We start from the raw sequence: 24,969 nt of genomic DNA, 5'->3' as shown, positions 1-24,969 counted from the left end.
ATTGTTGGACGCCTTTTTTTATGGGGAGCATGTATGGGTGACAGAACAGTTTCGTTAACGCGGCGGCGGTTTTTACAGGCAAGTGCCGTGATGGGGGCCAGCTCGCTGATTCCAGGACTGATGTCTTCGGTCTGGGCGGCAGGGTCTGATGCGCCGGAGATGACTACCGTTCGGGTCGGTTTTATTCCGCTAACCGACTGCGCGCCGCTGGTTATCGCCACGTTGAAAGGTTTTGATAAAAAATACGGCATTACGCTGGTGCCGACCAAAGAGGCCAGTTGGGCTGCAGTGCGTGACAAACTGGTCTCTGGAGAGCTGGATGCGGCTCATGTTCTGTACGGCCTGTTGTATGGCCTGGAACTGGGTATTGCCAGTAAAGCGCAGCCCATGGCCAATCTGATGACGCTCAATCAGAACGGGCAAGCGATCACGCTCTCCGCAACGCTGCTGGAGCAGGGGATTACCGATGCGTCTGCGCTGAAGAAACTGATCGTCTCGCAGGCGCCTGGAACCTATACCTTCGCGCACACCTTTCCCACTGGCACACATGCCATGTGGCTCTATTACTGGCTGGCCAGCGCTGACATCAATCCTTTCACCGATGTTCGCACCGTTGTGGTACCGCCTCCGCAAATGGTGATGAACATGCGCATTGGCAATATGAGTGGCTTCTGCGTCGGCGAACCGTGGAATGCGCGGGCGATCAATGACCGCATCGGTTTTACCGCGGCGACGTCCCAGGATATCTGGCCCGACCATCCGGAAAAAGTACTCGGTACGCGCCGGGAGTGGGTAGAAAAATATCCACATACTGCCCGGGCACTGGTTAGCGCGCTGCTTGAGGCATCGCGCTGGATAGACGCCAGTGAAGCCAATAAACGCGAAACAGCACAAATTCTGGCGCGCCGGGCCTGGCTCAATACCAAAGAAGGCTATCTGACGGCGAGAATGCTGGGCGAGTACGACAACGGTGCCGGTCGTCGCTGGCAGGATCCGCATGCCATTCGCTTTTTTCGCGACGGCGAGGTGAGTTTCCCCTGGCATTCCGATGGCATGTGGTTTCTGACCCAGTTCCGCCGTTGGGGATTGTTGAAGCAGCAACCGGATTATGCAGCCATTGCCGCGCGCATCAACCGGACCGACATCTGGCGCGATGCGGCAGCGGCGGTTGGAGGGATAACACCTCCTGCGAAATTGCTACGAACCAGTACGCTGATGGACGGTTCCGTATGGGATGGCCGCAATCCAGAAGCCTATGCCAACAGTTTTACCCTCCACCGTACAGGAGCCTGAGATGAAACAAAATACGCAGCTTAAATCCCCTGAGCCGGTAGTCGGTGAGGTCATCACGCTATCAACGATGAAGGTCAGAAAGCGCAAAATGCCATGGTCAATGTGGCTTAGTACATGGCTAAGACGCGCCGTACCCGCTCTGTTGGGGATTGCCTTGCTGGTGGTGTGCTGGCAACTGGCCGCCATCAACAGCAAAGGCTTTCCGACGCCGCTGAGCACCCTGGATTCAGCCCTGACGTTGTTTGCCGATCCGTTCTATAACGGCGGGCCGAATGATATGGGTATCGGCTGGAACGTGCTGGCGTCGTTGCAACGGGTCGCGATCGGTTTCGGATTAGCGGCGCTGGTGGGGATCCCGCTGGGCTTTCTGATTGGGCGTTTCACCTTCTTTTCGCACATGTTTTCGCCGCTGATTGCGCTGTTGCGCCCGGTCAGTCCGCTGGCCTGGCTGCCGATTGGACTGCTGTTGTTTCAAAAAGCGGAACCCGCATCGAGCTGGACCATCTTTATCTGCTCTATATGGCCGATGGTGATCAACACCGCCGAAGGGGTGCGGAGAATCCCTGACGATTACCTCAACGTTGCTCGCGTACTGCAACTCTCTGAGTGGACGGTGATGCGGCGGATACTTTTCCCCGCCGTGCTGCCGGCGATCCTCACTGGCGTACGCCTGTCGATCGGCATCGCCTGGTTGGTGATTGTGGCAGCAGAAATGCTCACCGGCGGGTTGGGGATTGGTTTTTGGATCTGGAATGAGTGGAACAACCTTAATGTCGAAAACATTCTCATCGCTATCGTCATCATCGGCGTTGTCGGTCTGCTGCTTGAGCAGGGGCTAATGCTGGTGGCGCGTCGTTATAGCTGGCAGGAAAAATAAGGAGACAACATGAAACCCATTATTCAGGTCCAGGCGGTCAGCCAACGTTTTTCGACCGCCAGCGGTGAGTTCCTCGCGCTACACAATGTTTCTTTTGATATCCATGAAGGGGAGACCGTGAGTTTGATTGGTCACTCCGGTTGCGGAAAGTCGACGCTTTTGAATCTGATTGCCGGCATTACGCTGCCTACTGAAGGTGGCCTGATTTGCGATAACCGCGAAATCGCCGGGCCGGGGCCTGAGCGGGCGGTCGTTTTCCAAAACCATTCGCTGCTGCCGTGGCTGACCTGTTTCGACAACGTAGCCCTGGCCGTCGATCAGGTCTTTCGCCACACCATGAGTAAAGCCGAGCGACGTGAGTGGATCGAACACAACCTGCACCGCGTCCAGATGGGCCACGCGATGCACAAACACCCCGGTGAAGTCTCTGGTGGGATGAAGCAACGCGTGGGCATTGCCCGGGCGCTGGCGATGAAACCCAAAGTCCTGCTTATGGATGAACCGTTTGGCGCACTGGATGCGCTCACCAGGGCGCATTTGCAGGATACGGTGATGCACATCCAGCAGTCGCTGAATACCACCATTGTGCTGATCACTCACGACGTTGATGAAGCGGTGCTGCTTTCCGACCGGGTTCTGATGATGACCAACGGGCCAGCGGCGACGGTGGGCGAGATCTTGACGGTTGATTTACCGCGCCCACGCAATCGGGTCCAGCTTGCCGATGACAGCCGATACCACCACCTGCGACAACGCATTCTCCATTTTCTGTATGAGAAACAGCCGAAGGCGGCGTAAGGAGGGGAAGATGACGCGACTGGTCATTGTGGGTCATGGCATGGCGGCAACTCGTCTGATTGAGGCGCTTGTTATGTACAAAAACGGCGGCATTTCCGTCACCGTTATTGGTGAAGAGCCGCAGCTTGCCTACAACCGGATCCAACTTTCCCCGGTGCTGGGGGGAGAAAAGCCCTTTGCGCAAACTTTGCTTCATCCGGCGCAGTGGTATCTCGATCACGGCGTGACGGTTCTGAGCGATGAAGCTGTGTTGGCCGTTGATGCCACCAGCCGCAGCCTGACCACCACAAAACGGCTTCTGTTCTGGGATGAGCTGGTATTTGCCACCGGATCGTATCCGTTTATTCCGCCCATTCCCGGCGTCCAACAACCGCATGTTCATGCTTTTCGCACGATGCAGGATGTCGAGGCGATTCTCCAACGGTCTGGGCCAAAGGTGGTGTTGGGTGGTGGCGTTCTCGGCGTGGAGGCCGCGGCAGCCTTACGTCTTCACGGTGACGATGTCACGTTGATTCATCGCGCGGGAAGGCTGATGGAACAACAGCTTGATCAACAGGCCAGCGATCTGTTGCAGGCACAACTAACAGGACGCGGTATTCGCTGCGAGCTTAGTTCCGGGCTCGTCAGTATCGAAGCCGACTGCGTAACGTTGCTCGATGGCCAGCGTATTGCGGCGAATGGCGTGGTGATTGCCACGGGGGTCAGACCCAATATCACCCTGGCGCAGGCGTGCGGTGTTGTTTGTCAGCAGGGGATCGTGGTGGATGAACAGCTTCGCACCTCAATGCCCGGCATTAGCGCCGTTGGGGAATGCTGCGAGATTAACGGCCAGACGTGGGGACTGGTTGCGCCGTGCCTGAAACAGGCTGAGGTGTTGGCTGCGCGACTGGCGGGTTTTACCGATGCTGGATTTGGCTGGCAGGCGAGCGGAACGCGCCTCAAGGTGACGGGAATTGATCTGTTTAGTGCAGGCGTAACGGACACGACGGCGACGGATGCCACCCTGAGCACATACGATCCGCTCAGCGGGCACTATCGCCGCTTGCTGACGCGTGATGGAAAACTCCATGGTGTGCTGCTGATGGGCGATTGCCATAGCGCAGCGCCATTAACCGATTTGCTGGCCCAGGGGGCGACAGCACACTCCGACTGGCTCTTCGACCGCTTTGATACGCAGCCATCGGCTGCAGGACAGATGACGATGACAAAACCGACGCTGGCTGTTGTGGGACACGGTATGGTTGGCCACCATTTTCTTGAGCAATGCGTAAGCCGTAATCTGCATTTGCATTATCACATTGTGGTGTTTGGCGAAGAACGTTATGCCGCCTATGACCGGGTGCATCTGTCAGAGTATTTCGCCGGGCGCAGCGCGCAATCACTTTCGCTTGTCGCTGATGATTTCTTTGCCCGTAGTGGCATAGAGCTACGTTTGGGGCAATGCGTGACCGAGATCGATCGTGAGATGCGCGTCATCCGCAACGCCGACGGACATGAAACCCACTGGGATTCGCTGGTGCTTGCCACCGGATCGTATCCGTTTGTCCCCCCTGTGAAAGGTGGGGACTCACCCGCCTGCTTTGTTTATCGTACGTTGGACGATTTGGATGCCATTGCAGCGAAAGCGAAAAGTGCGCGCCGCGGGGTGGTGATCGGCGGTGGCCTGCTTGGTCTGGAGGCTGCGAACGCGCTGCGTCAGCTTGGGCTGGAAACGCATGTTGTTGAGTTTGCCGCTAATCTGATGGCGGTGCAGCTGGATAACGCCGGTGCCGCGATGTTACGAGAAAAGATAGAGGCGCTCGGCGTTGGCGTCCACACCGCAAAATCGACCACGGAAATTGAAAGCACCACTGACGGACTGGTACTGCACTTTGCCGACGGCGAAAAGCTGGAATCCGAAATGGTGGTTTTTTCTGCGGGTATTCGTCCGCAGGATGCGCTGGCGCGTCGCAGCGGTTTAGATATTGGCGAACGCGGTGGGATTTGTATCGATAGCCACTGTCGCACGTCAGATGACGCCATTTTTGCGATCGGCGAATGTGCGCTGTGGGAAGGGCGAGTCTTTGGCCTTGTCGCGCCGGGATATCAAATGGCGCGGGTAGTCGCCGCACAGCTGGCCGGAGAAGATGTCAGTTTTAGCGGTGCGGATATGAGCACCAAGCTCAAGCTGCTGGGCGTTGATGTCGCTTCTTTTGGCGATGCGCATGCCCGTACGCCGGGCGCGAAAAGCTATCAATGGACGCATGGTCCCGAGCAGATCTACAAAAAGATCGTCGTCAGCGCAGAGGGCAAAACGCTGTTGGGCGGAGTGCTGGTTGGCGATGCTGGCGATTACGCCACGCTATTGCAAATGATGTTGAATGGGATGCCGCTTCCTGGTCTGCCGGAATCGCTGATCCTGCCCGCGCTGGCGGGCGATGCGCCAAAAGCGCTTGGGGTTGCGGCATTGCCCGATACAGCGCAAATCTGCTCTTGTCATAACGTCAGTAAGGCCGATATATGCCGGGCGGTAAGTGCTGGTGCGACGGACATTGGCGCCATCAAACAGTGCACTAAAGCGGCGACCGGTTGTGGCGGATGCAGCGCGCTGGTGAAACAGGTGATGGAGCACCAACTTGCGGCCCAGGGCGTTGAGGTCAAAAAGGATATCTGTGAACATTTTCCCTGGTCGCGCCAGGAGATTTATCACCTTGTACGGGTGAACCATATCCATACTTTCGAACAGTTGATTAGCCGTTACGGCCAGGGTCACGGCTGCGAAATCTGTAAACCTCTGGTGGGGTCAGTGCTGGCGTCCTGCTGGAATGAGTATCTGCTTAAACCAGCGCACTTACCGCTGCAGGACACGAACGATCGCTATTTTGCCAATATTCAAAAAGACGGTTCCTATTCTGTGGTCCCGCGTATGCCTGCGGGAGAGGTCACACCGGACGGCCTGATCGCCATAGGACAGATTGCGAAACGTTATCAGCTGTACAGCAAAATCACCGGCGGGCAACGGGTGGATCTTTTCGGCGCGCGTCTGGAACAGTTACCCGATATCTGGCGCGAACTGGTGGCTGCGGGATTTGAAACAGGACATGCGTACGGGAAGTCGTTGCGAACGGTGAAGTCCTGCGTTGGATCGACCTGGTGTCGCTACGGCGTACAGGATTCAACGGCAATGGCGGTGATGCTTGAAAATCGCTACAAAGGGTTGCGTGCACCACACAAAATTAAAATGGCAGTGTCCGGTTGTACCCGGGAATGTGCCGAGGCACAGAGTAAGGATGTGGGCGTCATTGCGACGGATAAAGGCTGGAATCTCTATCTGTGCGGCAATGGAGGAATGAAACCACGCCATGCCGATTTGTTTGCCAGTGATTTAGATGATACCGCGCTGATGCGCACTATCGACCGTTTCCTGATGTTCTACATTCGCACCGCGGATCGTCTGCAACGTACCAGCACCTGGATGGATAACCTGGAAGGGGGCATTGCGTATTTGCGTGAAGTGATCCTCGACGACAGTTTAGGGATTGCCAGTGAACTGGAACAAGAGATGGCGCGGGTTGTGGAAAGCTACCAGTGCGAATGGCAAACCACGCTCAGTAGCCCGCAGCGTCTGGCGCTGTTTCGTTCATATATCAATAGTGATGAGGCGGATGAGACGGTTGCCCGTGCGCCTTTACGCGGGCAACCGCAGTTGGCTAAACCTGCATCCAGGGGCCGTGAGTCATTACCGACAAAACCCTGGCAGGAGATATGCGCCCTTGATGCTATCCCTGAGCAGGCGGGTATTGGCGCACGTCTGGGAGATGTGCAAATTGCATTATTCCGCTTTGGGCAGACGATTTATGCCCTTGATAACCTTGAACCCGGTAGCGCTGCGCAGGTGTTATCGCGCGGTATTCTGGGGGATGTGCAGGGTGAGCCGATTGTTATCTCGCCGCTGTATAAACAACGTATTCGTCTGCGCGATGGCCGCCAGTATGACAGCGGAGAACAGGCGGTACGCGCCTGGCCGGTGAAAGTGGAGGCGGGCAAAGTGTGGGTGGGAACTCAGGCGTTGATCCTGCGGGCGGAGGCATCATGAGTGAGACTCGTACAACGTGCCCGTACTGTGGCGTTGGCTGCGGCGTGATTGCGCAGGTAGACGATAATGGCGTCACCGTCAGAGGCGACCCCGAACATCCGGCAAACTTTGGCCGCTTGTGCGTCAAAGGCGCGGCGCTGGCTGAAACCACAGGACTTAGCGGCAGGTTGTTGCAACCGATGGTGGATGGCGAAACGGCGAGTTGGTCGCAGGCGCTGGACACCGCCGGTGAACGTCTGCGCGCTATCATCGCTCAGCATGGACCGCATGCTGTGGCCTTTTATGCCTCTGGGCAACTGCTGACGGAGGATTACTATGCGGCGAATAAGCTGATGAAAGGCTTCATTGGCGCGGCCAATATTGATACCAATTCGCGGCTTTGTATGTCGTCTGCGGTGACCGGATACAAGCGGGCGCTGGGAGCGGATGTCGTGCCCTGCAGTTATGAGGACATCGAACGCAGTGATTTGGTGGTATTGGTGGGATCGAATGCAGCATGGACGCATCCGGTGCTGTATCAGCGTCTGGTGCAGGCGCGTAATGCTAATCCGTCGATGAAAGTCGTGGTTATCGATCCTCGTCGCACCGCAACCTGTGATATCGCCGATCTGCATCTTTCCCTGCTGCCCGGTAGCGATGCTGGGCTGTTTGTCGGCTTACTGAACACGATTGTGGCTGAGGGGAATGCGCAAAGTGAATTTGATGACGCTGTAGAAACGTTTGCTATCGCGCACGACTGGAGCCTCGCGCGTGTGGCGCAGTTTTGCGGGCTGGATGTTGCCGATGTTGTCACCTTCTATGACTGGTTTATGCGCGCGCCAACAGCCATCACGTTATACACCATGGGCATTAACCAGTCTGCCAGCGGTAGCGATAAGTGTAATGCGATTATTAACGTGCATTTGGCCAGCGGTAAGTTTGGTCGACAGGGGTGCGGTCCATTTTCGCTGACCGGGCAACCCAATGCGATGGGCGGCCGGGAAGTTGGCGGGTTGGCGACGCAGCTGGCGGCGCATATGAATTTTGAACCCCAGGATCTTGCCCGCCTGTCCCGCTTCTGGGGGACTGAAAGGTTGGCGCAGACGCCTGGTTTGATGGCCGTGGATTTGTTTGAGGCGATCGGTAAAGGCGACGTTAAAGCGGTATGGATCATGGGGACAAACCCGGCGGTGTCATTACCGGACAGCCATGCCGTGTGCCAGGCGTTGGCAGCCTGTCCACTGGTGATCGTCTCTGAAGTCGTGGCAGACACGGACACCAGCCGCTACGCGCATATTCGGTTTCCGGCGCAGGCCTGGGGCGAAAAAAACGGTACGGTGACGAACTCAGAACGACGGATCTCGCGCCAGCGTGCATTTTTACCTGCGCCGGGTGAGACGAGGGCGGACTGGTGGATCGTTGCGCAAATGGCGAAACAGTTGGGTTTTGCCCATGCGTTTGGCTGGCAAAGCGCATGGGAGGTATTTTGTGAACATGCGGCGCTTTCCGGTTATGAAAACAGGGGGGAACGTGCATTTGATATCGGCGCGTTAGCGGAGCTGACGCATCAACAGTGGGATGAGATGACGCCGGTTCGCTGGCCAGTGAGTACCGGCTCATCAACGCTAAATTTTTGGCAGGGGTGGCGTGGTAACCAACGTTTACGCCTGGTATCTGTTACACCACAGGGGATGAAAACGGCCTGTGATGCCCTCTATCCATTGGTGCTAAACAGCGGTCGCATTCGCGATCAGTGGCACACTATGACGCGGACGGGGACGATTTCACGCCTGATGCAGCACATCAATGAACCGCTGGTAGAAATTGCACCAGAGGATGCCTATCGCTTCAAGCTGAATGAAGGTGCGCTATGCCGGGTTAACTCCCCGCTCGGCGTAATGGTTGGTAGGGTGACCATTCACCGTGGACAGCGGCCAGGGAGCGTCTTCACTTCAATGCATTGGAATAATCATTTTGCCCGTCAAGGGCGGGTAAATGCATTGGTGGCGCCGATTTGTGATCCTGACTCTGGACAGCCGGAAAGCAAACAGACAGCGGTGCGCATTATGGTATGGCAGCCCCGGTGGCTGGGAGAGCTGTTTTGTCGCTCCGCGCTGACGTTTCCGGGGTTCGTTCACTGGTGGCGCAAAAGTGCTGACAATGCCTTGCGTTATACGCTGGCGGGCGACAGCGATATTTCTACGTGGCTGCAACAATATTGTGTGACGCAAAGCTGGCAACTTCAGCAGGCGAAATGGGAGCAGGGACTGAATCTGTTGGCCTGGCATGAAGGAAAGCTGATGCTTGGGCTCTGGTCAGCGGCAACGCTGCCGCAGATTGATGATGCGGCGATCCTCAGCGCATTCGTGCAAACGCCGGAAAATGCTCAGACTCGTCACGCACTGTTGGGCGGGAAACCCGGTGGTATTACGGCTGATAAGGGCGCGACTATTTGTAGTTGTTATAGCGTAGGAGAAAAGGCCATTACCCAGGCTATCGCTAACGGTTGTGATACGGTTCAGGCATTGGGAAAAGCGTTACGTTGCGGGAGTAATTGCGGATCGTGTATTCCGGAACTGAAGACATTACTGGCACAAAAAATCACACTCAATGATTAAGGATATTCCTGAAAATTTGAGAAAAAGCTGCAAAGGGGACGTCGGACAGGTAGGATTTACGCTGTGGTCCCCAAATTCAATGATATAAAAGCCAGTAACGATTTGAGCCGTTTTGTTTGCTGCAGATTTTCTCTTCTCCTACTCTTGCCGCTGGCAGGCGGTATTGCCAGCGCGCAGCCATCTTTTGTGCACCAGGCTGAAAATCCTTTCGATAACAATAGTGATGGCTTGCCCGATCTCGGTATGGCGCCGGAGTCGCGGGCAGGCGAAAAGCACTTTGCCGAAATGGTCAAAGCGTTTGGTGAAGCCAGCATGACCGATAACGGGCTTGATACGGGTGAACAGGCGAAGCAGTTCGCGTTTGGTCAGGTGCGTGACACGGTCAGCGAACAGGTTAATCAGCAACTGGAATCCTGGCTCTCTCCCTGGGGAAACGCCAGCGTTGGATTGCAGGTGGATAACGAAGGCAGCTTTACCGGAAGTCGGGGAAGTTGGTTTATCCCATGGCAGGACAATCAACGATATTTAACCTGGAGCCAGTTGGGGCTGACGCAACAAGACGAAGGTTTAGTCAGCAATGCGGGGATTGGGCAGCGCTGGGTACGCGACGGCTGGTTTCTGGGTTACAACACCTTTTATGACAACCTGTTGGATGAAAATCTGCCCCGGGGAGGCCTTGGCGCCGAGGCGTGGGGCGAATACTTGCGCTTATCCGCTAACTATTACCAACCGTTGTCCTCCTGGCAGGAGCGTTCCGCAACCCAGGAACAACGGATGGCCCGCGGCTACGACCTGACTGCGCAAATGCGCATGCCGTTCTATCAACACCTCAATACCAGCGTCAGCGTGGAACAGTATTTTGGCGACCGGGTGGATTTGTTTCATTCCGGAACCGGGTACCACAATCCTGTGGCGGTGAATCTGGGATTGAGCTATACGCCGGTGCCATTGATTACCGTGACGGCACAACATAAGCAGGGCGAAAGCGGAGTCAGCCAAAATAACCTTGGCTTAACGCTGAATTACCGCTTTGGCGTGCCGCTAAAAAAACAACTGATGGTCAGCGAGGTGGCAAACAGCCGATCGCTGCGCGGCAGTCGTTATGACGATCCGCAGCGTAACAATCTGCCGACGCTGGAATATCGCCAGCGTAAAACATTGTCGGTATTTTTGGCCACGCCGCCCTGGGATCTCAAGTCTGGTGAGACGGTGGCGCTGAAGCTGCAGGTGCGTAGTTTGCATGGGATCCGCCATTTGACCTGGCAGGGTGATACCCAGGCGTTGAGTTTAACGGCGGGTAGCGATAACCGAAGCGCGCAAGGCTGGACGATTATTATGCCGAAGTGGGACAGCAGCGAAGGCGCGACAAACCGCTGGCGGTTGTCTGTGGTGGTAGAAGATGAGCAGGGTCAGCGTGTCTCTTCCAATGAGATCACGCTATCACTGACCGAACCGTTTATTACCGTTTCGGAAAATGATCCTCGTTAGCAATGAAGCATCAACGCGTTATCAGAAAATGCGTTCCTGATGTACCCATACCGCGGCTTCGACGCGTGATTTGAGCTTCATTTTTTTCAACATATGCTTCACATGGACTTTTACCGTACTTTCAGTGATGTCCAGACGACGGGCGATCATCTTGTTCGGCAGCCCTTGGGCAATGAGCTTGAGAATGTCGCGCTCACGCGGTGTCAGTTGGGTGACATCACGGTCCGACGTTGCACGATTAGCACGCAGGCTGGCGGCCAGAACCGGCGTTAAGGCTTCACTCAGCACCATTTCACCGGCCGCTGACTGTTGTAAGGCTTTGAGTAAATCTTCAGGCTCCATATCTTTCAGCAGATAACCGTCAGCGCCGCGTTTCAGTGCGGTAACTACGTCTTCTTCATGATTGGATACGCTAAACACAACGATACGGCCCGACAGTGACTTTTCACGCAGCTTATCGAGAGTTTCCAGACCGTTCATGCCGGGCATGTTGAGATCAAGCAGGATCAGATCGGGATCAAGGGATTCAGCCAGCTCGATACCCTGCTCACCATTGCTGGCTTCGCCGACAACGGTAATATCGGGCGCCATGCTGACAAGCTGTTTTACACCGGTTCGCAGCATCGGATGATCGTCGATCAACAGGATGGTTGCCGGTTCCAGATTACTCATGGGTATCTCCTTGGACTTCTGTGAAGTTTGTTTCGGGAATAAAAGTGACAGCAACTTCAGTACCGCCCGTCTCGCGACGGCGTACGCGGCAATCGCCGCGCAAGCTCTGCGCACGATCGCGCATTATAATCATGCCGTAGTGGTTACTGCGTTCGGCGTTTTCCGGTACGCCGCAGCCGTTATCTTGCACTGTTAGTTTGACCTGCTTGCCATTTTGCACCACCGTCACGACCACTTCATTGGCCTGAGAGTGTTTAAGTGCATTACTCAGGGCTTCGCGCGCAATTTGTAGCAGGTGAATCGCCTGATGCGAAGGGACCAGGCGTGGCGGTAGCTGATAATCCAGCTTAACCGTAAATCCAAAACGGGCGCTGTACTCCTGACAGCTGGCTTCCAGCGCCGGCCGTAATCCAGGTTCCGTGAGCTGTAAACGGAAGGTGGTTAACAGCTCACGCAGTTGTGCCCATGAAGCATTCAGCTCGTTACGAATCTGGCTGAGCAACTCGCGACAGTTATCTGAAAGCGCATCGCCCTGCATCTGCAAACAGCTAACCTGCATCTTCATACAAGAGAGCGATTGTGCAATAGAATCATGAAGTTCGCGTGCAATGGTGGCACGCTCTTCCATCACGATCAACTGCTGCTGACGCTCCTGATGTCTGTCGAGCGCGAGCGTTGCGGTCAGTTGCTCAACCAGGGTATCAACCAGCTGTTGCTGATCGTGGCTGAGATGGCGTCCGTTCGGCAAGGTAGCGAGCAGAATACCATACTGGGTATGCGCATCGGTCAGCCGCCATTTCAATGTGATCCCGCCGTCAATCGCGGGCAGCGTTCCGCGAGGACACAGATGGCAACCTTTTTCATCACAGCTGGCATTGGACTGACAGGTAAATTCCTGATGATTGTCTTCATCTTCCAGGTCGTAAACCCGGAGTTCAATATCATGTAGCAAGGTCAAATTTTGCAGACCGTTCAGCACCGGAGAGAGGCGTTCGCACAACGGCACCTGAGAGTGCAGGCGGCGGTTGGCTTGCCACAGAAAAGAAAGGATCTGATTTTTGTGCTCCAGTCCCGCCGTTTTTTCCTGCACCCGCTGTTCCAGCACGGCATAACTTTCGGCCAGTTCTTCCGACATATTATTCAGTGCCGAGCCCAGAGCGGCCATCTCATTACGCCCGCTGATACGCGCGCGTTGGGTAAAATCACGTTGGCTGACGGCTCGCGCCATCGCCAGCAGCTGCTTCCACGGCTCTAACAGGCGCACGCGCAGCCAGATAATGGTGAAAACCAGCAGCAATGCCATAAATATGGCCATCAGGCGATGCAGCAGGACGACGCGTTCAATGCGTAATTCGGTGGTATGGTCAAAGGCGGTAACCAGCTTATCCAGACCGCCTACAAAGCGCGTCACATCCTGCGCTACCGCATCAGGCGTTTGCGCATGCGCAAGCCCCGGCGCCAGTTCAGTGTGCCAGTAATCCTGTAGTGCTTTTAACTGCGCCTGTTGTCCGTCTCGCTTTGCGGCACGCGTCAACTCCGGGCTAAATGCCGTTTTCTCCATTTCATCCAGAAGCGGTTGATCGCTAGCGTCCAGCGGTACGGCTGCCAGCAGGCGATAACTCTGCATGCGCAGCGATCCCGCTTTGTTGATTGCATGGGCGCTACCCTGAACGCCCTGAACCAGCCAGCCGGAGACAGCCATACCCGCCACGCCGATGGCTGTGGACAATAAAACAATCAGCGCCACCTGGTTGACCAGCGTAAGCGGGGAGAGACAACGTTTAAACATGGTGACTTGTTCCTTCGGGTTTTCGTCGAACAGAAAACCTTATTGAATGACGATTCTGCTGCAGGCAGTGGCGTTATTCTCGGCGATACACTGGAGTATACCCATACCTCAAACGGGCTACCTCTTAATTGCCAGTGGAGGGATAGATCCTGGGCGAGGGGGAGTAGGGGGCGACAGAAGCGTGAAAAACCACATCTTTTTTACCGAAGTTATGTACTCATTTAGGGTAATGATAAATTTTAGGCATGAATAATGACACCTTTTCCTTTGATTTATATCAACTTACCTCCAGCTGTAAACCCTAATGTTGCAGGCATCGAAACAAGTATCAGAGGTGTCTATGAGTCACTCATCTGCCCCGGAAAGGGCATCTGGAGCTGTAATTACCGAATGGCGGCCGGAAGATCCCGCCTTCTGGCAGCAGCGTGGTCAACGAATCGCCAGCCGTAACCTGTGGATTTCAGTCCCTTGCTTGCTGCTGGCGTTTTGCGTGTGGATGTTATTTAGCGCCGTGGCGGTGAACTTACCGAAAGTCGGATTTGATTTCACCACTGAACAGCTGTTCATGCTGACGGCATTACCTTCGGTGTCCGGCGCGCTGCTGCGTGTTCCGTACTCCTTTATGGTTCCCCTGTTTGGTGGACGTCGCTGGACAGCGTTTAGCACCGGTATCCTGATCATTCCTTGCGTATGGTTAGGTTTTGCGGTGCAGGATACCTCCACGCCGTTTAGTACCTTTATTATTATCTCTCTGTTGTGCGGTTTCGCCGGTGCGAACTTTGCGTCCAGCATGGCAAACATCAGTTTCTTCTTTCCAAAACAGAAACAGGGTGGTGCGCTGGGTCTGAACGGTGGCCTGGGCAACATGGGCGTCAGCGTGATGCAGTTGGTTGCGCCGCTGGTGGTTTCACTGTCAATCTTTGCCGCATTTGGTAGCCACGGGGTTGAACAACCGGATGGTACGCAGCTGTATCTGGCAAACGCCGCATGGATTTGGGTACCGTTCCTTGCGGTGTTAACGCTGGCTGCATGGTTTGGTATGAATGAACTGGCAACCTCAAAAGCGTCGCTGAAAGAGCAATTGCCGGTGCTGAAACGTGGGCATCTGTGGATTATGAGTCTGCTGTATCTGGCAACCTTCGGTTCATTCATCGGTTTCTCTGCCGGTTTTGCCATGTTGTCAAAAACGCAGTTTCCTGAGGTACAGATCCTGCATTACGCCTTCTTTGGACCGTTGATTGGCGCGCTGGCTCGTTCAGCGGGTGGCGCAATCTCTGACCGTCTGGGCGGAACCCGTGTAACGCTGGTGAACTTCGTGCTGATGGCTATTTTCAGTGCCTTACTGTTCCTGACGCTGCCATCAAACGGTGTCGGTGGCAACTTTATCGCCTTCTTCGCGGTGTTCCTTGCATTGTTCCTGACGGCTGGTCTGGGGAGTGGTTCAACCTTCCAGATGATCTCTGTTATCTTCCGCAAGCTGACGATGGACAGAGTGAAAGCTGAAGGCGGTTCAGAAGAGAAAGCAATGCGCGAAGCAGCAACCGACACCGCGGCAGCGTTGGGCTTTATCTCAGCCATTGGTGCGATTGGCGGCTTCTTTATCCCGAAAGCATTTGGTACGTCTCTGGCGTTAACTGGTTCGCCGGTCGATGCGATGAAAGTCTTTCTGATCTTCTATGTCGCTTGTGTGGTCATCACCTGGGCGGTATACGGACGTCATTCTAAAAAGTAAAAAAGTAGTAGCAGTTGATTATCCATTGCGCGGTGTTAGACCGCGCTTTTTTTTGTTCTAAATTAGTTACAACATACTTATATGTGAGCTCATGACGAAAGTCTGCGAAAACGGAGCTGGTAATATGCTAAGCAGGGGGGATACCCCTTAATACCCACTTATAAAGAATTTAACATTTGTATGATAAGTGAATTATTTAAAATCCTTTAAATTCAAAACATTACGTTAAAAAACAATATCCCACTTTGGGGGTATGTAAAAACCAACCTCCATTTTTCATCCCTGCATGCCTTGATCGTTATCAATTCTCACGCCCTTTCAGAGCGTTACCTTCGCTCTCAATCAAGCAATGTCGATTTATCAGAGAGCCGTCAGGCTCCTACAGGAGAAAACCGATGAGTAAATTCCTGGACCGGTTTCGCTACTTCAAGCAGAAGGGCGAAACCTTTGCCGATGGGCATGGCCAGCTTCTCAATACCAACAGGGACTGGGAGGACGGATACCGCCAGCGTTGGCAGCATGACAAAATCGTGCGTTCAACCCACGGGGTAAACTGCACGGGCTCATGCAGCTGGAAAATCTATGTTAAAAATGGTCTGGTGACCTGGGAGACCCAGCAAACTGACTACCCACGCACGCGTCCAGATATGCCTAACCACGAGCCTCGCGGCTGCCCACGTGGTGCAAGCTATTCCTGGTATCTCTACAGCGCTAACCGTCTGAAATACCCACTGATGCGCAAACGTCTGATGAAGATGTGGCGTGAAGCAAAAAGACTGCACAGCGATCCGGTAGACGCATGGGCATCCATCATCGAAGACGCCGACAAAGCAAAAAGCTTCAAACAAGCGCGTGGTCGTGGTGGATTTGTTCGTTCTTCCTGGCAGGAAGTGAATGAACTGATTGCTGCATCTAACGTTTACACCATCAAAACCTATGGCCCTGACCGCGTTGCAGGCTTCTCTCCGATTCCGGCGATGTCGATGGTTTCTTATGCTTCCGGCGCACGCTATATGTCGCTGATTGGCGGTACCTGCCTGAGCTTCTACGACTGGTACTGTGACCTGCCGCCGGCTTCCCCGCAAACCTGGGGCGAGCAAACCGACGTACCGGAATCTGCCGACTGGTATAACTCCAGCTACATTCTTGCATGGGGCTCTAACGTACCGCAGACCCGTACTCCGGATGCACACTTCTTTACTGAAGTTCGCTATAAAGGCACCAAAACGGTAGCGATTACTCCGGACTACGCAGAAATCGCCAAACTTTGCGACCTGTGGCTGGCACCGAAGCAGGGAACCGATGCTGCGATGGCAATGGCGATGGGCCATGTCATGCTGCGCGAGTTCCACCTCGATAACCCGAGCCAGTACTTCACCGACTACGTTCGTCGTTATACTGACATGCCAATGCTGGTGATGCTCGAAGAGCGTGACGGTTACTATGCTGCTGGTCGTATGCTGCGTGCGGCGGATCTGGTCGACTCTCTGGGCCAGGAAAATAACCCAGAATGGAAAACCGTCGCTATCAACAGCAACGGCGAAATGGTTGCGCCAAACGGTTCAATTGGTTTCCGTTGGGGCGAAAAGGGCAAATGGAACCTTGAGCAACGCGACGGTACGTCCGGTGATGAAACCGAACTGCAGCTCAGCCTGCTGGGTAGCCAGGACGATATCGCTGAAGTGGGCTTCCCGTACTTTGGCGGCGAAGGTACCGAGCACTTCAGTAAAGTAGAGCTGGAAAATATTCTGCTGCACAAACTGCCGGTTAAACGCCTGCAGTTGGCCGATGGCTCTACCGCGCTGGTGACCACCGTTTACGACCTGACCATGGCTAACTATGGCCTGGAACGTGGTCTGAACGACGAAAACTGCGCGACCAGCTACGATGACGTGAAAGCGTACACGCCGGCATGGGCAGAAAAAATCACTGGCGTATCACGTTCTCAGATCGTGCGCATTGCCCGTGAATTTGCGGATAACGCCGATAAAACACACGGTCGTTCGATGATCATCGTTGGTGCGGGCCTGAACCACTGGTACCACCTCGATATGAACTATCGTGGCCTGATCAATATGCTGGTGTTCTGCGGTTGTATCGGTCAGAGCGGCGGCGGTTGGGCCCACTATGTGGGTCAGGAAAAACTGCGTCCGCAAACCGGCTGGCAGCCGCTGGCGTTTGCTCTTGACTGGCAGCGTCCGCCTCGTCATATGAACAGCACTTCCTACTTCTATAACCACTCCAGCCAATGGCGCTATGAGACGGTTACTGCGCAGGAGCTGCTGTCCCCGATGGCAGACAAATCCCGCTACAGCGGTCATTTGATTGATTTTAACGTTCGCGCTGAACGTATGGGCTGGTTGCCATCTGCGCCGCAGTTAGGGACTAACCCACTGCGTATCGCCGAAGAAGCGCAGAAAGCAGGTATGACGCCGGTGGATTACACCGTTAAATCCCTGAAAGAAGGTTCTATTCGTTTTGCGGCAGAGCAGCCGGAAAACGGTAAAAACCATCCGCGCAACCTGTTTATCTGGCGTTCTAACCTGCTCGGTTCTTCCGGTAAAGGCCACGAGTACATGCTCAAGTATCTGCTGGGTACTGAACATGGTATTCAGGGCAAAGATCTCGGCCAGCAGAGCGGCGTGAAGCCTGAAGAAGTGGAATGGCAGGATAACGGCCTGGACGGCAAACTGGATCTGGTTGTCACGCTGGACTTCCGTCTGTCGAGCACCTGTCTGTATTCCGACATCGTGCTGCCGACCGCAACCTGGTATGAAAAAGACGATATGAATACCTCGGACATGCATCCGTTTATTCATCCTCTGTCTGCGGCCGTTGACCCGGCCTGGGAATCGAAGAGCGACTGGGAAATCTACAAAGCCATCGCCAAGAAATTCTCTGAAGTTTGCGTGGGCCATCTCGGTAAAGAAACTGACGTCGTTACGCTGCCTATTCAGCACGACTCTGCCGCAGAACTGGCACAACCGCTGGACGTGAAGGACTGGAAAAAAGGTGAATGTGACCTGATTCCTGGTGTTACCGCACCGCACATCATGACCGTTGAGCGTGATTATCCGGCAACATACGAGCGTTTCACCTCCATCGGCCCGCTGATGGAAGAAATCGGTAACGGCGGTAAAGGGATTGCCTGGAATACCCAGAGCGAAATGGATCTGCTGCGTAAGCTCAATTACACCAAGGCTGAAGGTCCGGCAAAAGGCCAGCCTTGGCTTAATACCGCAATTGATGCAGCCGAGATGATCCTGACGCTGGCGCCGGAAACTAACGGTCAGGTAGCCGTTAAAGCCTGGGCTGCGCTGAGTGAATTTACCGGTCGTGACCATACGCATCTGGCGCTGAATAAAGAAGACGAAAAAATTCGCTTCCGCGATATTCAGGCGCAGCCGCGCAAAATTATCTCCAGCCCGACCTGGTCAGGACTGGAAGATGAACACGTGTCTTATAACGCCGGCTATACCAACGTTCACGAGCTGATCCCATGGCGTACGCTGTCTGGTCGCCAGCAGTTGTATCAGGATCATCAGTGGATGCGTGACTTTGGTGAAAGTCTGCTGGTTTACCGTCCGCCAATCGACACCCGTTCGGTGAAAGCGGTGATTGGGGAGAAATCTAACGGTAACCCGGAAAAAGCGCTCAACTTCCTGACGCCGCACCAGAAATGGGGTATCCACTCCACTTACAGCGACAACTTGCTGATGCTGACGCTGTCACGCGGTGGCCCGATTGTGTGGATGAGCGAAGTCGATGCGAAGGATCTGGGAATCGAAGATAACGACTGGATCGAAGTCTTCAACAGCAACGGTGCGCTGACGGCACGTGCAGTTGTCAGCCAGCGTGTACCGGCCGGGATGACCATGATGTACCACGCGCAGGAACGTATCGTTAACCTGCCGGGTTCAGAAATCACCCAGCAGCGCGGTGGGATCCACAACTCGGTGACCCGTATTACGCCGAAACCGACCCATATGATCGGCGGCTATGCGCAGCTGGCCTACGGCTTTAACTACTACGGCACCGTCGGTTCAAACCGTGATGAGTTCGTAGTTGTACGTAAGATGAAGAACATTAACTGGTTGGATGGCGAAGGCAATGACCAGGTACAGGAGAGCGTAAAATGAAAATTCGTTCACAAGTCGGCATGGTGCTGAATCTCGATAAGTGCATCGGCTGCCACACCTGTTCAGTGACCTGTAAAAACGTCTGGACCAGCCGTGAAGGTATGGAGTACGCCTGGTTCAACAACGTCGAAAGTAAGCCTGGCGTTGGCTTCCCGAACGACTGGGAAAACCAGGAAAAATGGAAGGGCGGTTGGATCCGTAAAATCAACGGCAAACTGCAGCCGCGCATGGGTAACAAAGCGCTGCTGTTGGGTAAAATATTTGCTAACCCGCATCTGCCAGGCATGGATGATTACTACGAGCCGTTTGATTTTGACTACCAGACGTTGCATAACGCCCCGGCAGACAGCAAAGCGCAGCCGATTGCTCGTCCGCGCTCGCTGATCACCGGTCAGCGAATGGATAAAATCACCAGTGGTCCGAACTGGGAAGAAATTCTGGGCGGCGAGTTCGAAAAACGCGCCAAAGACCAGAACTTCGAAAACATGCAGAAGGCGATGTACGGTCAGTTCGAAAACACCTTCATGATGTACCTGCCGCGTCTGTGTGAGCACTGCCTTAATCCGGCGTGTGTGGCGACCTGTCCGAGCGGCGCTATCTACAAGCGTGAAGAAGATGGCATCGTGCTGATCGACCAGGACAAGTGCCGCGGCTGGCGTATGTGCATCACCGGCTGCCCGTACAAGAAGATCTACTTCAACTGGAAGAGCGGGAAATCTGAGAAGTGCATTTTCTGCTACCCGCGTATCGAAGCTGGTCAGCCGACCGTTTGCTCCGAAACCTGTGTAGGTCGTATCCGTTACCTCGGCGTACTGCTGTATGACGCAGATGCGATCGAAAGTGCAGCAAGCACCGAGCACGAGAAAGATCTGTACCAGCGTCAGCTGGACGTGTTCCTCGATCCGAACGATCCGGCTGTTATTGAACAGGCGCTGAAAGATGGTATTCCGCTGAGCGTCATTGATGCCGCACAGCAGTCTCCGGTTTACAAAATGGCGATGGACTGGAAGCTGGCGCTGCCGCTGCATCCGGAATACCGCACACTGCCGATGGTCTGGTACGTGCCGCCATTGTCACCGATTCAGTCAGCTGCTGATGCGGGCGAGCTGGGCAGCAACGGTATTCTGCCGGATGTTGACAGCCTGCGTATTCCGGTTCAGTACCTGGCGAACCTGCTGACTGCAGGTGACACCCAGCCGGTACTGTTGGCGCTGAAACGTATGCTGGCGATGCGTCACTACAAACGTGCGGAAACTGTTGACGGCAAGGTTGATACCCGTGCGCTGGAAGAGGTGGGCTTAAGCGAAGCACAGGCTCAGGAAATGTATCGTTACCTGGCAATCGCGAACTACGAAGATCGTTTCGTGGTACCGAGCAGCCATCGTGAACTGGCACGTGACGCGTTCCCGGAGAAAAGCGGTTGTGGCTTTACCTTCGGCGACGGTTGCCACGGTTCTGATACTAAATTCAATCTGTTCAACAGCCGCCGCATCGACGCTGTCGATGTGACCAGCAAAACGGAGCCGCACCAATGATTGAACTCGTCATTGTTTCGCGTCTGCTCGAGTACCCGGATGCTGCCTTGTGGCAGCATCAGCAGGAACTTTTCGATGCACTCGCGTCATCTGAGAACCTGGATAAAGAGGATGCCCAGACTCTGGGCGTTTTCCTGCGCGATCTAACCGCGCAGGACATGCTGGATGTGCAGGCAGCCTACAGCGAACTGTTTGACCGTGGCCGCGCGACATCGCTGCTGCTGTTTGAACATGTTCACGGTGAATCCCGCGATCGCGGTCAGGCTATGGTTGACCTGATGGCACAGTATGAGCAGCACGGTTTGCAGCTCGACAGCCGCGAACTTCCCGATCATCTGCCGCTGTATCTGGAATACCTTGCGCAACTGCCGAAAAGCGAAGCGCTAGGTGGCTTACAGGATATTGCGCCGATTCTGGCACTGCTTAGCGCTCGTTTGCAACAGCGTGAAAGCCGTTATGCGGTGCTGTTCGATCTGCTGTTAAAACTGGCGAATACCGTTATCGACAGCGATAAAGTGGCTGAAAAAATTGCGGATGAAGCCCGTGACGATACTCCACAAGCGCTGGATGCGGTCTGGGAAGAAGAGCAGGTAAAATTCTTCGCCGATCAGGGGTGTGGCGAGTCGGAAATCTCCGCTCACCAGCGTCGTTTTGCCGGGGCCGTTGCGCCGCAGTATCTGAATATCACCACCGGAGGACAGCACTAATGCACTTCCTGAATACGTTCTTCTTTGACATCTATCCGTACATCGCGGGTTCTGTCTTTCTGATCGGCAGCTGGCTGCGTTATGACTATGGGCAATATACATGGCGTGCGGCTTCCAGTCAGATGCTGGATCGCAAAGGGATGAACCTGGCGTCAAACCTGTTTCACATCGGGATCCTGGGAATCTTTGCTGGGCACTTCCTTGGCATGTTGACGCCGCACTGGATGTATGAAGCCTGGCTACCGCTTGAAGTGAAACAAAAGATGGCAATGTTTGCGGGCGGTGCCAGTGGCCTGATGTGTCTGATTGGTGGTGTACTGCTGCTGAAACGTCGTCTGTTCAGCCCACGCGTGCGGGCCACCACCACCGGAGCGGATATTCTGATCCTCTCACTGCTGGTGATCCAGTGTGCGCTGGGCCTGCTGACCATTCCGTTTTCCGCTCAGCATATGGACGGTAGCGAGATGATGAAGCTGGTGAACTGGGCGCAGACAGTGGTGACCTTCCAGGGCGGAGCGTCTCAGTATCTCGATGGTGTTGCGTTCATTTTCCGTATGCACCTGGTGCTGGGTATGACGCTGTTCCTGTTGTTCCCATTCTCTCGTCTGGTACACATCTGGAGCGTCCCGGTCGAATATCTGACACGCAAATACCAGATTGTTCGCGCGCGTCACTAATCGTATATTTGAGAATGACAAAACCCTGCTTCGGCGGGGTTTTTTTATGCCTGTTTGCCGGATGGCGGCGCAAGCGCCTTATCCGGCCTACGAAGGTATCAGCGAGCGCTGTAGGCCTGATAAGTGCAGCGCATCAGACAAATAGCGGGCACGTATCGAGTTCGTAGGCCAGATAAGTGCAGCGCATCAGACGAATAGCGGGCACGTATCGAGTTCGTAGGCCTGATAAGCGCAGCGCATCAGGCAAATTGCGGGCACGTGTTGAGTTTGTAGACCTGATAAGCGCAGCGCATCAGGCAAATTGCGGGCACGTGACGAGTTCGTAGGCCAGATAAGCGCAGCGCATCAGACGAATAGCGGGCACGTATCGAGTTCGTAGGCCTGATAAGCGCAGCGCACCAGGCAAATTGCGGGCACGTGTTGAGTTTGTAGACCTGATAAGCGCAGCGCATCAGGCAAATTGCGGGCACGTGACGAGTTCGTAGGCCTGATAAGCGCAGCGCATCAGGCAAATTGCGGGCACGTGTTGAGTTCGTAGGCCTGATAAGCGCAGCGCATCAGGCAAATAAAGGGCATTGCAGAGGAATTGAGTGTGTTGCTTTATGAAGTGATGGTGGTGGGGGAAGGATTACTCAGCGCTACGCGCTTCGCCCTTCGGGTCGTTGCCTGTGGCAACGCTTTCTCGCTACGCTCGAATCGAACCTTAGTCAAAGCTTCTCATCCTTCCCGCATGGGCAGAATATGGGGCATTAGAGATTGATTTGCTGTTGGTGCTTTATGAAGTGATGGTGGTGGGGGAAGGATTCGAACCTTCGAAGTCGATGACGGCAGATTTACAGTCTGCTCCCTTTGGCCGCTCGGGAACCCCACCAGGGGTAATTCAAATTGTAGGCAGTGCTAGAAGATGGTGGTGGGGGAAGGATTCGAACCTTCGAAGTCGATGACGGCAGATTTACAGTCTGCTCCCTTTGGCCGCTCGGGAACCCCACCACGGGGTAATGCTAATTACTGGCCTGCTTCCGTTGGAAGCGGGGCGCATCATATCAAATGATGCGCCCCTGTAAAGCATTCCGTTGATAAAAAAGAACTGGTTGCCTGATTTTTACACGTAAAGATGTAAAGGTAACCAATTAACTTATCAATCGATTACAGAATAATCGTTCGGTTACCGTAAACAAAGACGCGTTGAGCCAGAACCTGATACAGCGCACGGCTTAATACATTTTTTTCAACGTCGCGACCCGCGCGCATCATATCTTCGGCGGTGTAGGTGTGATCAACATGGATCACGTCCTGCATAATGATTGGGCCTTCATCGAGGTTATCATTCACGTAGTGGGCCGTCGCACCGATGATCTTCACGCCGCGTTCATAAGCCTGATGGTACGGACGAGCACCAATGAATGCTGGCAGGAATGAATGGTGAATATTGATAATCTTATTCGGGAAGCGTGAAACAAATGTCGGGGTCAGAACGCGCATGTATTTAGCCAGCACGACATAGTCCGGCTGGTGGGCGTCGATAGCATCAGCCATTTTCTCATCATGTTCGTCACGTGTTAAACCTTCATGGCTCACCAGCTCAAACGGAATATCAAACCGTTCAACCAGAGGACGCAAGGTCTCGTGATTGCCGATCACCGCGGCGATTTCAACATCCAGCCCGCCATAATTGGCCTTCATTAATAAATCGCCCAGGCAATGCGCTTCCTTGGTGACCAAAATGACGATGCGGCGGCGGCCTGCTGGGGTTAATTCACGAATCGAGCCTTCAGGTAAGGCGCTGTCCAGATCGGCAAGCAGCGTGACGTCGTTAAAAATGCCCTCCAGTTCGGTGCGCATAAAAAAGCGTCCGGTACGGTGGTCCACAAACTCATTGTTCTGCACGATGTTCAGTTCATGCTTGTAACAGATATTCGTAATGCGCGCGATCAGACCTTTTTGGTCCGGGCAAATAGTACGCAGCACTTTTCGTTGTAATGAATGCATTTGCAGCGGTGATCCTGTTGAGAATGTTTGCAAAATTGATACTGTCGGGCGTTGATTAGCCGCAGCACTTTTTAAATTTTTTACCTGAGCCACAAGGGCAGGTATCGTTTCGTCCAATTTGAGGGCGTGTACCGTCTATATAGTACCACTGACCGTTTTCTTTTAAAAAACGAGAGCGCTCGATAATTGCACCTGTTTTACCTTGTTCAGAAAACCGTGCGACAAAACTGACGTAGCCGATATTTTCTGTGTCTGCCGTCTCTTGTTCAAAAACGGTCAGTCCAAGCCATTCGGTATGAGTAAATCCTGCGATAATGTCGTCGCGAAACTCGGCCGCATGGCAATCCGGATGCCAGGTTCTGATAAGGTAATCTGCGTCTTTCATCACGAAAGCACAGTAACGAGAACGCATGAGGTGTGACGGCGTAGGTGCTACTTGCGCGCCGGACACATAACGGTAGCAACATAGGCTATACTCGACAGCGCTACCACAGGGACAAAGCTGAGACACAAAGTACTCCCTGGAATATAAAAACGGCGTAAAAACGCCAGAGTGGCACTATGTTAACTGAGCGGTAGCGATGTTGCTACGTCTGCAAGC

Annotated in this window: 15 protein-coding genes, 2 tRNA genes and 1 other RNA gene; 11 read left to right on the top strand and 7 right to left on the bottom strand. The window is 54.3% G+C overall.

Features of this window, described 5'->3' with window-relative positions; translation table 11 throughout:
* The first annotated feature begins 33 nt into the window (after nt 1–33).
* From OGY68_RS19150 to OGY68_RS19125, 6 genes are all read left to right on the top strand, one after another.
* Nucleotides 34–1,293, top strand: coding sequence for a CmpA/NrtA family ABC transporter substrate-binding protein (locus tag OGY68_RS19150; RefSeq protein WP_057066736.1), 1,260 nt, complete (start codon nt 34–36; stop codon nt 1,291–1,293).
* Nucleotide 1,294: 1 nt separating this feature from the next.
* Nucleotides 1,295–2,170 (top strand): nitrate ABC transporter permease, encoded by an 876-nt coding sequence (gene ntrB / locus OGY68_RS19145; protein WP_008784966.1) that lies wholly within the window; start codon nt 1,295–1,297, stop codon nt 2,168–2,170.
* 9 nt (nt 2,171–2,179) lie between these two features.
* Nucleotides 2,180–2,968, top strand: coding sequence for an ABC transporter ATP-binding protein (locus OGY68_RS19140; RefSeq protein ID WP_003833396.1), 789 nt, complete (start codon nt 2,180–2,182; stop codon nt 2,966–2,968).
* Between the two features lie 10 nt (nt 2,969–2,978).
* A complete protein-coding gene (gene nirB / locus OGY68_RS19135) occupies nt 2,979–7,043 on the top strand; it encodes a nitrite reductase large subunit NirB (protein ID WP_074439554.1) in 4,065 nt (1,354 codons plus the stop codon).
* Complete coding sequence (locus OGY68_RS19130) at nt 7,040–9,640, top strand: nitrate reductase (RefSeq protein WP_057066734.1); 2,601 nt, start codon at nt 7,040–7,042, stop codon at nt 9,638–9,640. The genes nirB and OGY68_RS19130 overlap by 4 nt, the downstream gene beginning before the upstream one ends.
* A 102-nt stretch (nt 9,641–9,742) precedes the next feature.
* Complete coding sequence (locus tag OGY68_RS19125) at nt 9,743–11,128, top strand: YchO/YchP family invasin (RefSeq protein WP_057066833.1); 1,386 nt, start codon at nt 9,743–9,745, stop codon at nt 11,126–11,128.
* Between the two features lie 21 nt (nt 11,129–11,149).
* Here the strand turns inward: OGY68_RS19125 and narL are convergent, their stop codons facing one another.
* Together narL and narX are read right to left on the bottom strand one after the other, a co-directional pair.
* A complete protein-coding gene (gene narL / locus OGY68_RS19120; RefSeq protein WP_003833392.1) occupies nt 11,150–11,800 on the bottom strand; it encodes a two-component system response regulator NarL in 651 nt (216 codons plus the stop codon).
* Nucleotides 11,793–13,589 carry a nitrate/nitrite two-component system sensor histidine kinase NarX gene (gene narX, locus OGY68_RS19115; RefSeq protein WP_003833391.1) on the bottom strand — a complete coding sequence of 599 codons (1,797 nt, stop codon included), beginning with the start codon at nt 13,587–13,589 and terminating at the stop codon, nt 11,793–11,795. Before narX ends, narL begins: the two co-directional genes overlap by 8 nt.
* Nucleotides 13,590–13,929: 340 nt before the next feature.
* Between narX and OGY68_RS19110 the strand changes: the two genes are divergently transcribed.
* From OGY68_RS19110 to narI, 5 genes are all read left to right on the top strand, one after another.
* Nucleotides 13,930–15,321 carry a NarK family nitrate/nitrite MFS transporter gene (locus tag OGY68_RS19110; RefSeq protein ID WP_003833390.1) on the top strand — a complete coding sequence of 464 codons (1,392 nt, stop codon included), beginning with the start codon at nt 13,930–13,932 and terminating at the stop codon, nt 15,319–15,321.
* Between the two features lie 395 nt (nt 15,322–15,716).
* The gene (locus OGY68_RS19105; protein WP_057067316.1) at nt 15,717–19,460 is read left to right on the top strand and encodes a nitrate reductase subunit alpha; all 3,744 of its coding nucleotides are present in this window, start codon (nt 15,717–15,719) and stop codon (nt 19,458–19,460) included.
* Nucleotides 19,457–20,995, top strand: a complete 1,539-nt coding sequence (narH, locus tag OGY68_RS19100; protein ID WP_003833388.1) for a nitrate reductase subunit beta — start codon at nt 19,457–19,459, stop codon at nt 20,993–20,995. Before OGY68_RS19105 ends, narH begins: the two co-directional genes overlap by 4 nt.
* On the top strand, nt 20,992–21,702 hold the full coding sequence (gene narJ / locus OGY68_RS19095) for a nitrate reductase molybdenum cofactor assembly chaperone (protein ID WP_048216248.1): 711 nt from the start codon (nt 20,992–20,994) through the stop codon (nt 21,700–21,702). The genes narH and narJ overlap by 4 nt, the downstream gene beginning before the upstream one ends.
* Nucleotides 21,702–22,379 (top strand): respiratory nitrate reductase subunit gamma, encoded by a 678-nt coding sequence (narI, locus tag OGY68_RS19090; protein WP_003833386.1) that lies wholly within the window; start codon nt 21,702–21,704, stop codon nt 22,377–22,379. The genes narJ and narI overlap by 1 nt, the downstream gene beginning before the upstream one ends.
* A gap of 611 nt (nt 22,380–22,990) precedes the next feature.
* Here the strand turns inward: narI and OGY68_RS19085 are convergent.
* From OGY68_RS19085 to OGY68_RS19065, 5 genes are all read right to left on the bottom strand, one after another.
* Nucleotides 22,991–23,121, bottom strand: a non-coding RNA gene (locus tag OGY68_RS19085) — RtT sRNA.
* A gap of 44 nt (nt 23,122–23,165) precedes the next feature.
* A tRNA-Tyr gene (locus OGY68_RS19080) sits at nt 23,166–23,250 on the bottom strand.
* Between the two features lie 34 nt (nt 23,251–23,284).
* A tRNA-Tyr gene (locus OGY68_RS19075) sits at nt 23,285–23,369 on the bottom strand.
* Between the two features lie 156 nt (nt 23,370–23,525).
* A complete protein-coding gene (gene purU / locus OGY68_RS19070) occupies nt 23,526–24,368 on the bottom strand; it encodes a formyltetrahydrofolate deformylase (protein WP_048224038.1) in 843 nt (280 codons plus the stop codon).
* A 55-nt stretch (nt 24,369–24,423) separates the two neighbouring features.
* Nucleotides 24,424–24,879, bottom strand: a complete 456-nt coding sequence (locus OGY68_RS19065; RefSeq protein WP_008784957.1) for a YchJ family protein — start codon at nt 24,877–24,879, stop codon at nt 24,424–24,426.
* Between the last annotated feature and the right edge of the window lie 90 nt (nt 24,880–24,969).

This window comes from Citrobacter sp. Cpo065, from assembly GCF_030332805.1.
Classification (GTDB): domain Bacteria; phylum Pseudomonadota; class Gammaproteobacteria; order Enterobacterales; family Enterobacteriaceae; genus Citrobacter; species Citrobacter portucalensis.
Note: the sequence above shows the minus strand (reverse complement) of the source record. Positions and strands in the feature narration are given on the sequence as shown.

What these genes read in the sequence shown, in the direction of transcription:
- OGY68_RS19150 (WP_057066736.1), top strand. Translation starts at nt 34, where the DNA reads ATGGGTGACAGAACAGTTTCGTTAACGCGGCGGCGGTTTTTACAGGCA.
- ntrB (WP_008784966.1), top strand. Translation starts at nt 1,295, where the DNA reads ATGAAACAAAATACGCAGCTTAAATCCCCTGAGCCGGTAGTCGGTGAG.
- OGY68_RS19140 (WP_003833396.1), top strand. Translation starts at nt 2,180, where the DNA reads ATGAAACCCATTATTCAGGTCCAGGCGGTCAGCCAACGTTTTTCGACC.
- nirB (WP_074439554.1), top strand. Translation starts at nt 2,979, where the DNA reads ATGACGCGACTGGTCATTGTGGGTCATGGCATGGCGGCAACTCGTCTG.
- OGY68_RS19130 (WP_057066734.1), top strand. Translation starts at nt 7,040, where the DNA reads ATGAGTGAGACTCGTACAACGTGCCCGTACTGTGGCGTTGGCTGCGGC.
- narL (WP_003833392.1), bottom strand. Translation starts at nt 11,800, where the DNA reads ATGAGTAATCTGGAACCGGCAACCATCCTGTTGATCGACGATCATCCG.
- narX (WP_003833391.1), bottom strand. Translation starts at nt 13,589, where the DNA reads ATGTTTAAACGTTGTCTCTCCCCGCTTACGCTGGTCAACCAGGTGGCG.
- OGY68_RS19110 (WP_003833390.1), top strand. Translation starts at nt 13,930, where the DNA reads ATGAGTCACTCATCTGCCCCGGAAAGGGCATCTGGAGCTGTAATTACC.
- OGY68_RS19105 (WP_057067316.1), top strand. Translation starts at nt 15,717, where the DNA reads ATGAGTAAATTCCTGGACCGGTTTCGCTACTTCAAGCAGAAGGGCGAA.
- narH (WP_003833388.1), top strand. Translation starts at nt 19,457, where the DNA reads ATGAAAATTCGTTCACAAGTCGGCATGGTGCTGAATCTCGATAAGTGC.
- narJ (WP_048216248.1), top strand. Translation starts at nt 20,992, where the DNA reads ATGATTGAACTCGTCATTGTTTCGCGTCTGCTCGAGTACCCGGATGCT.
- narI (WP_003833386.1), top strand. Translation starts at nt 21,702, where the DNA reads ATGCACTTCCTGAATACGTTCTTCTTTGACATCTATCCGTACATCGCG.
- purU (WP_048224038.1), bottom strand. Translation starts at nt 24,368, where the DNA reads ATGCATTCATTACAACGAAAAGTGCTGCGTACTATTTGCCCGGACCAA.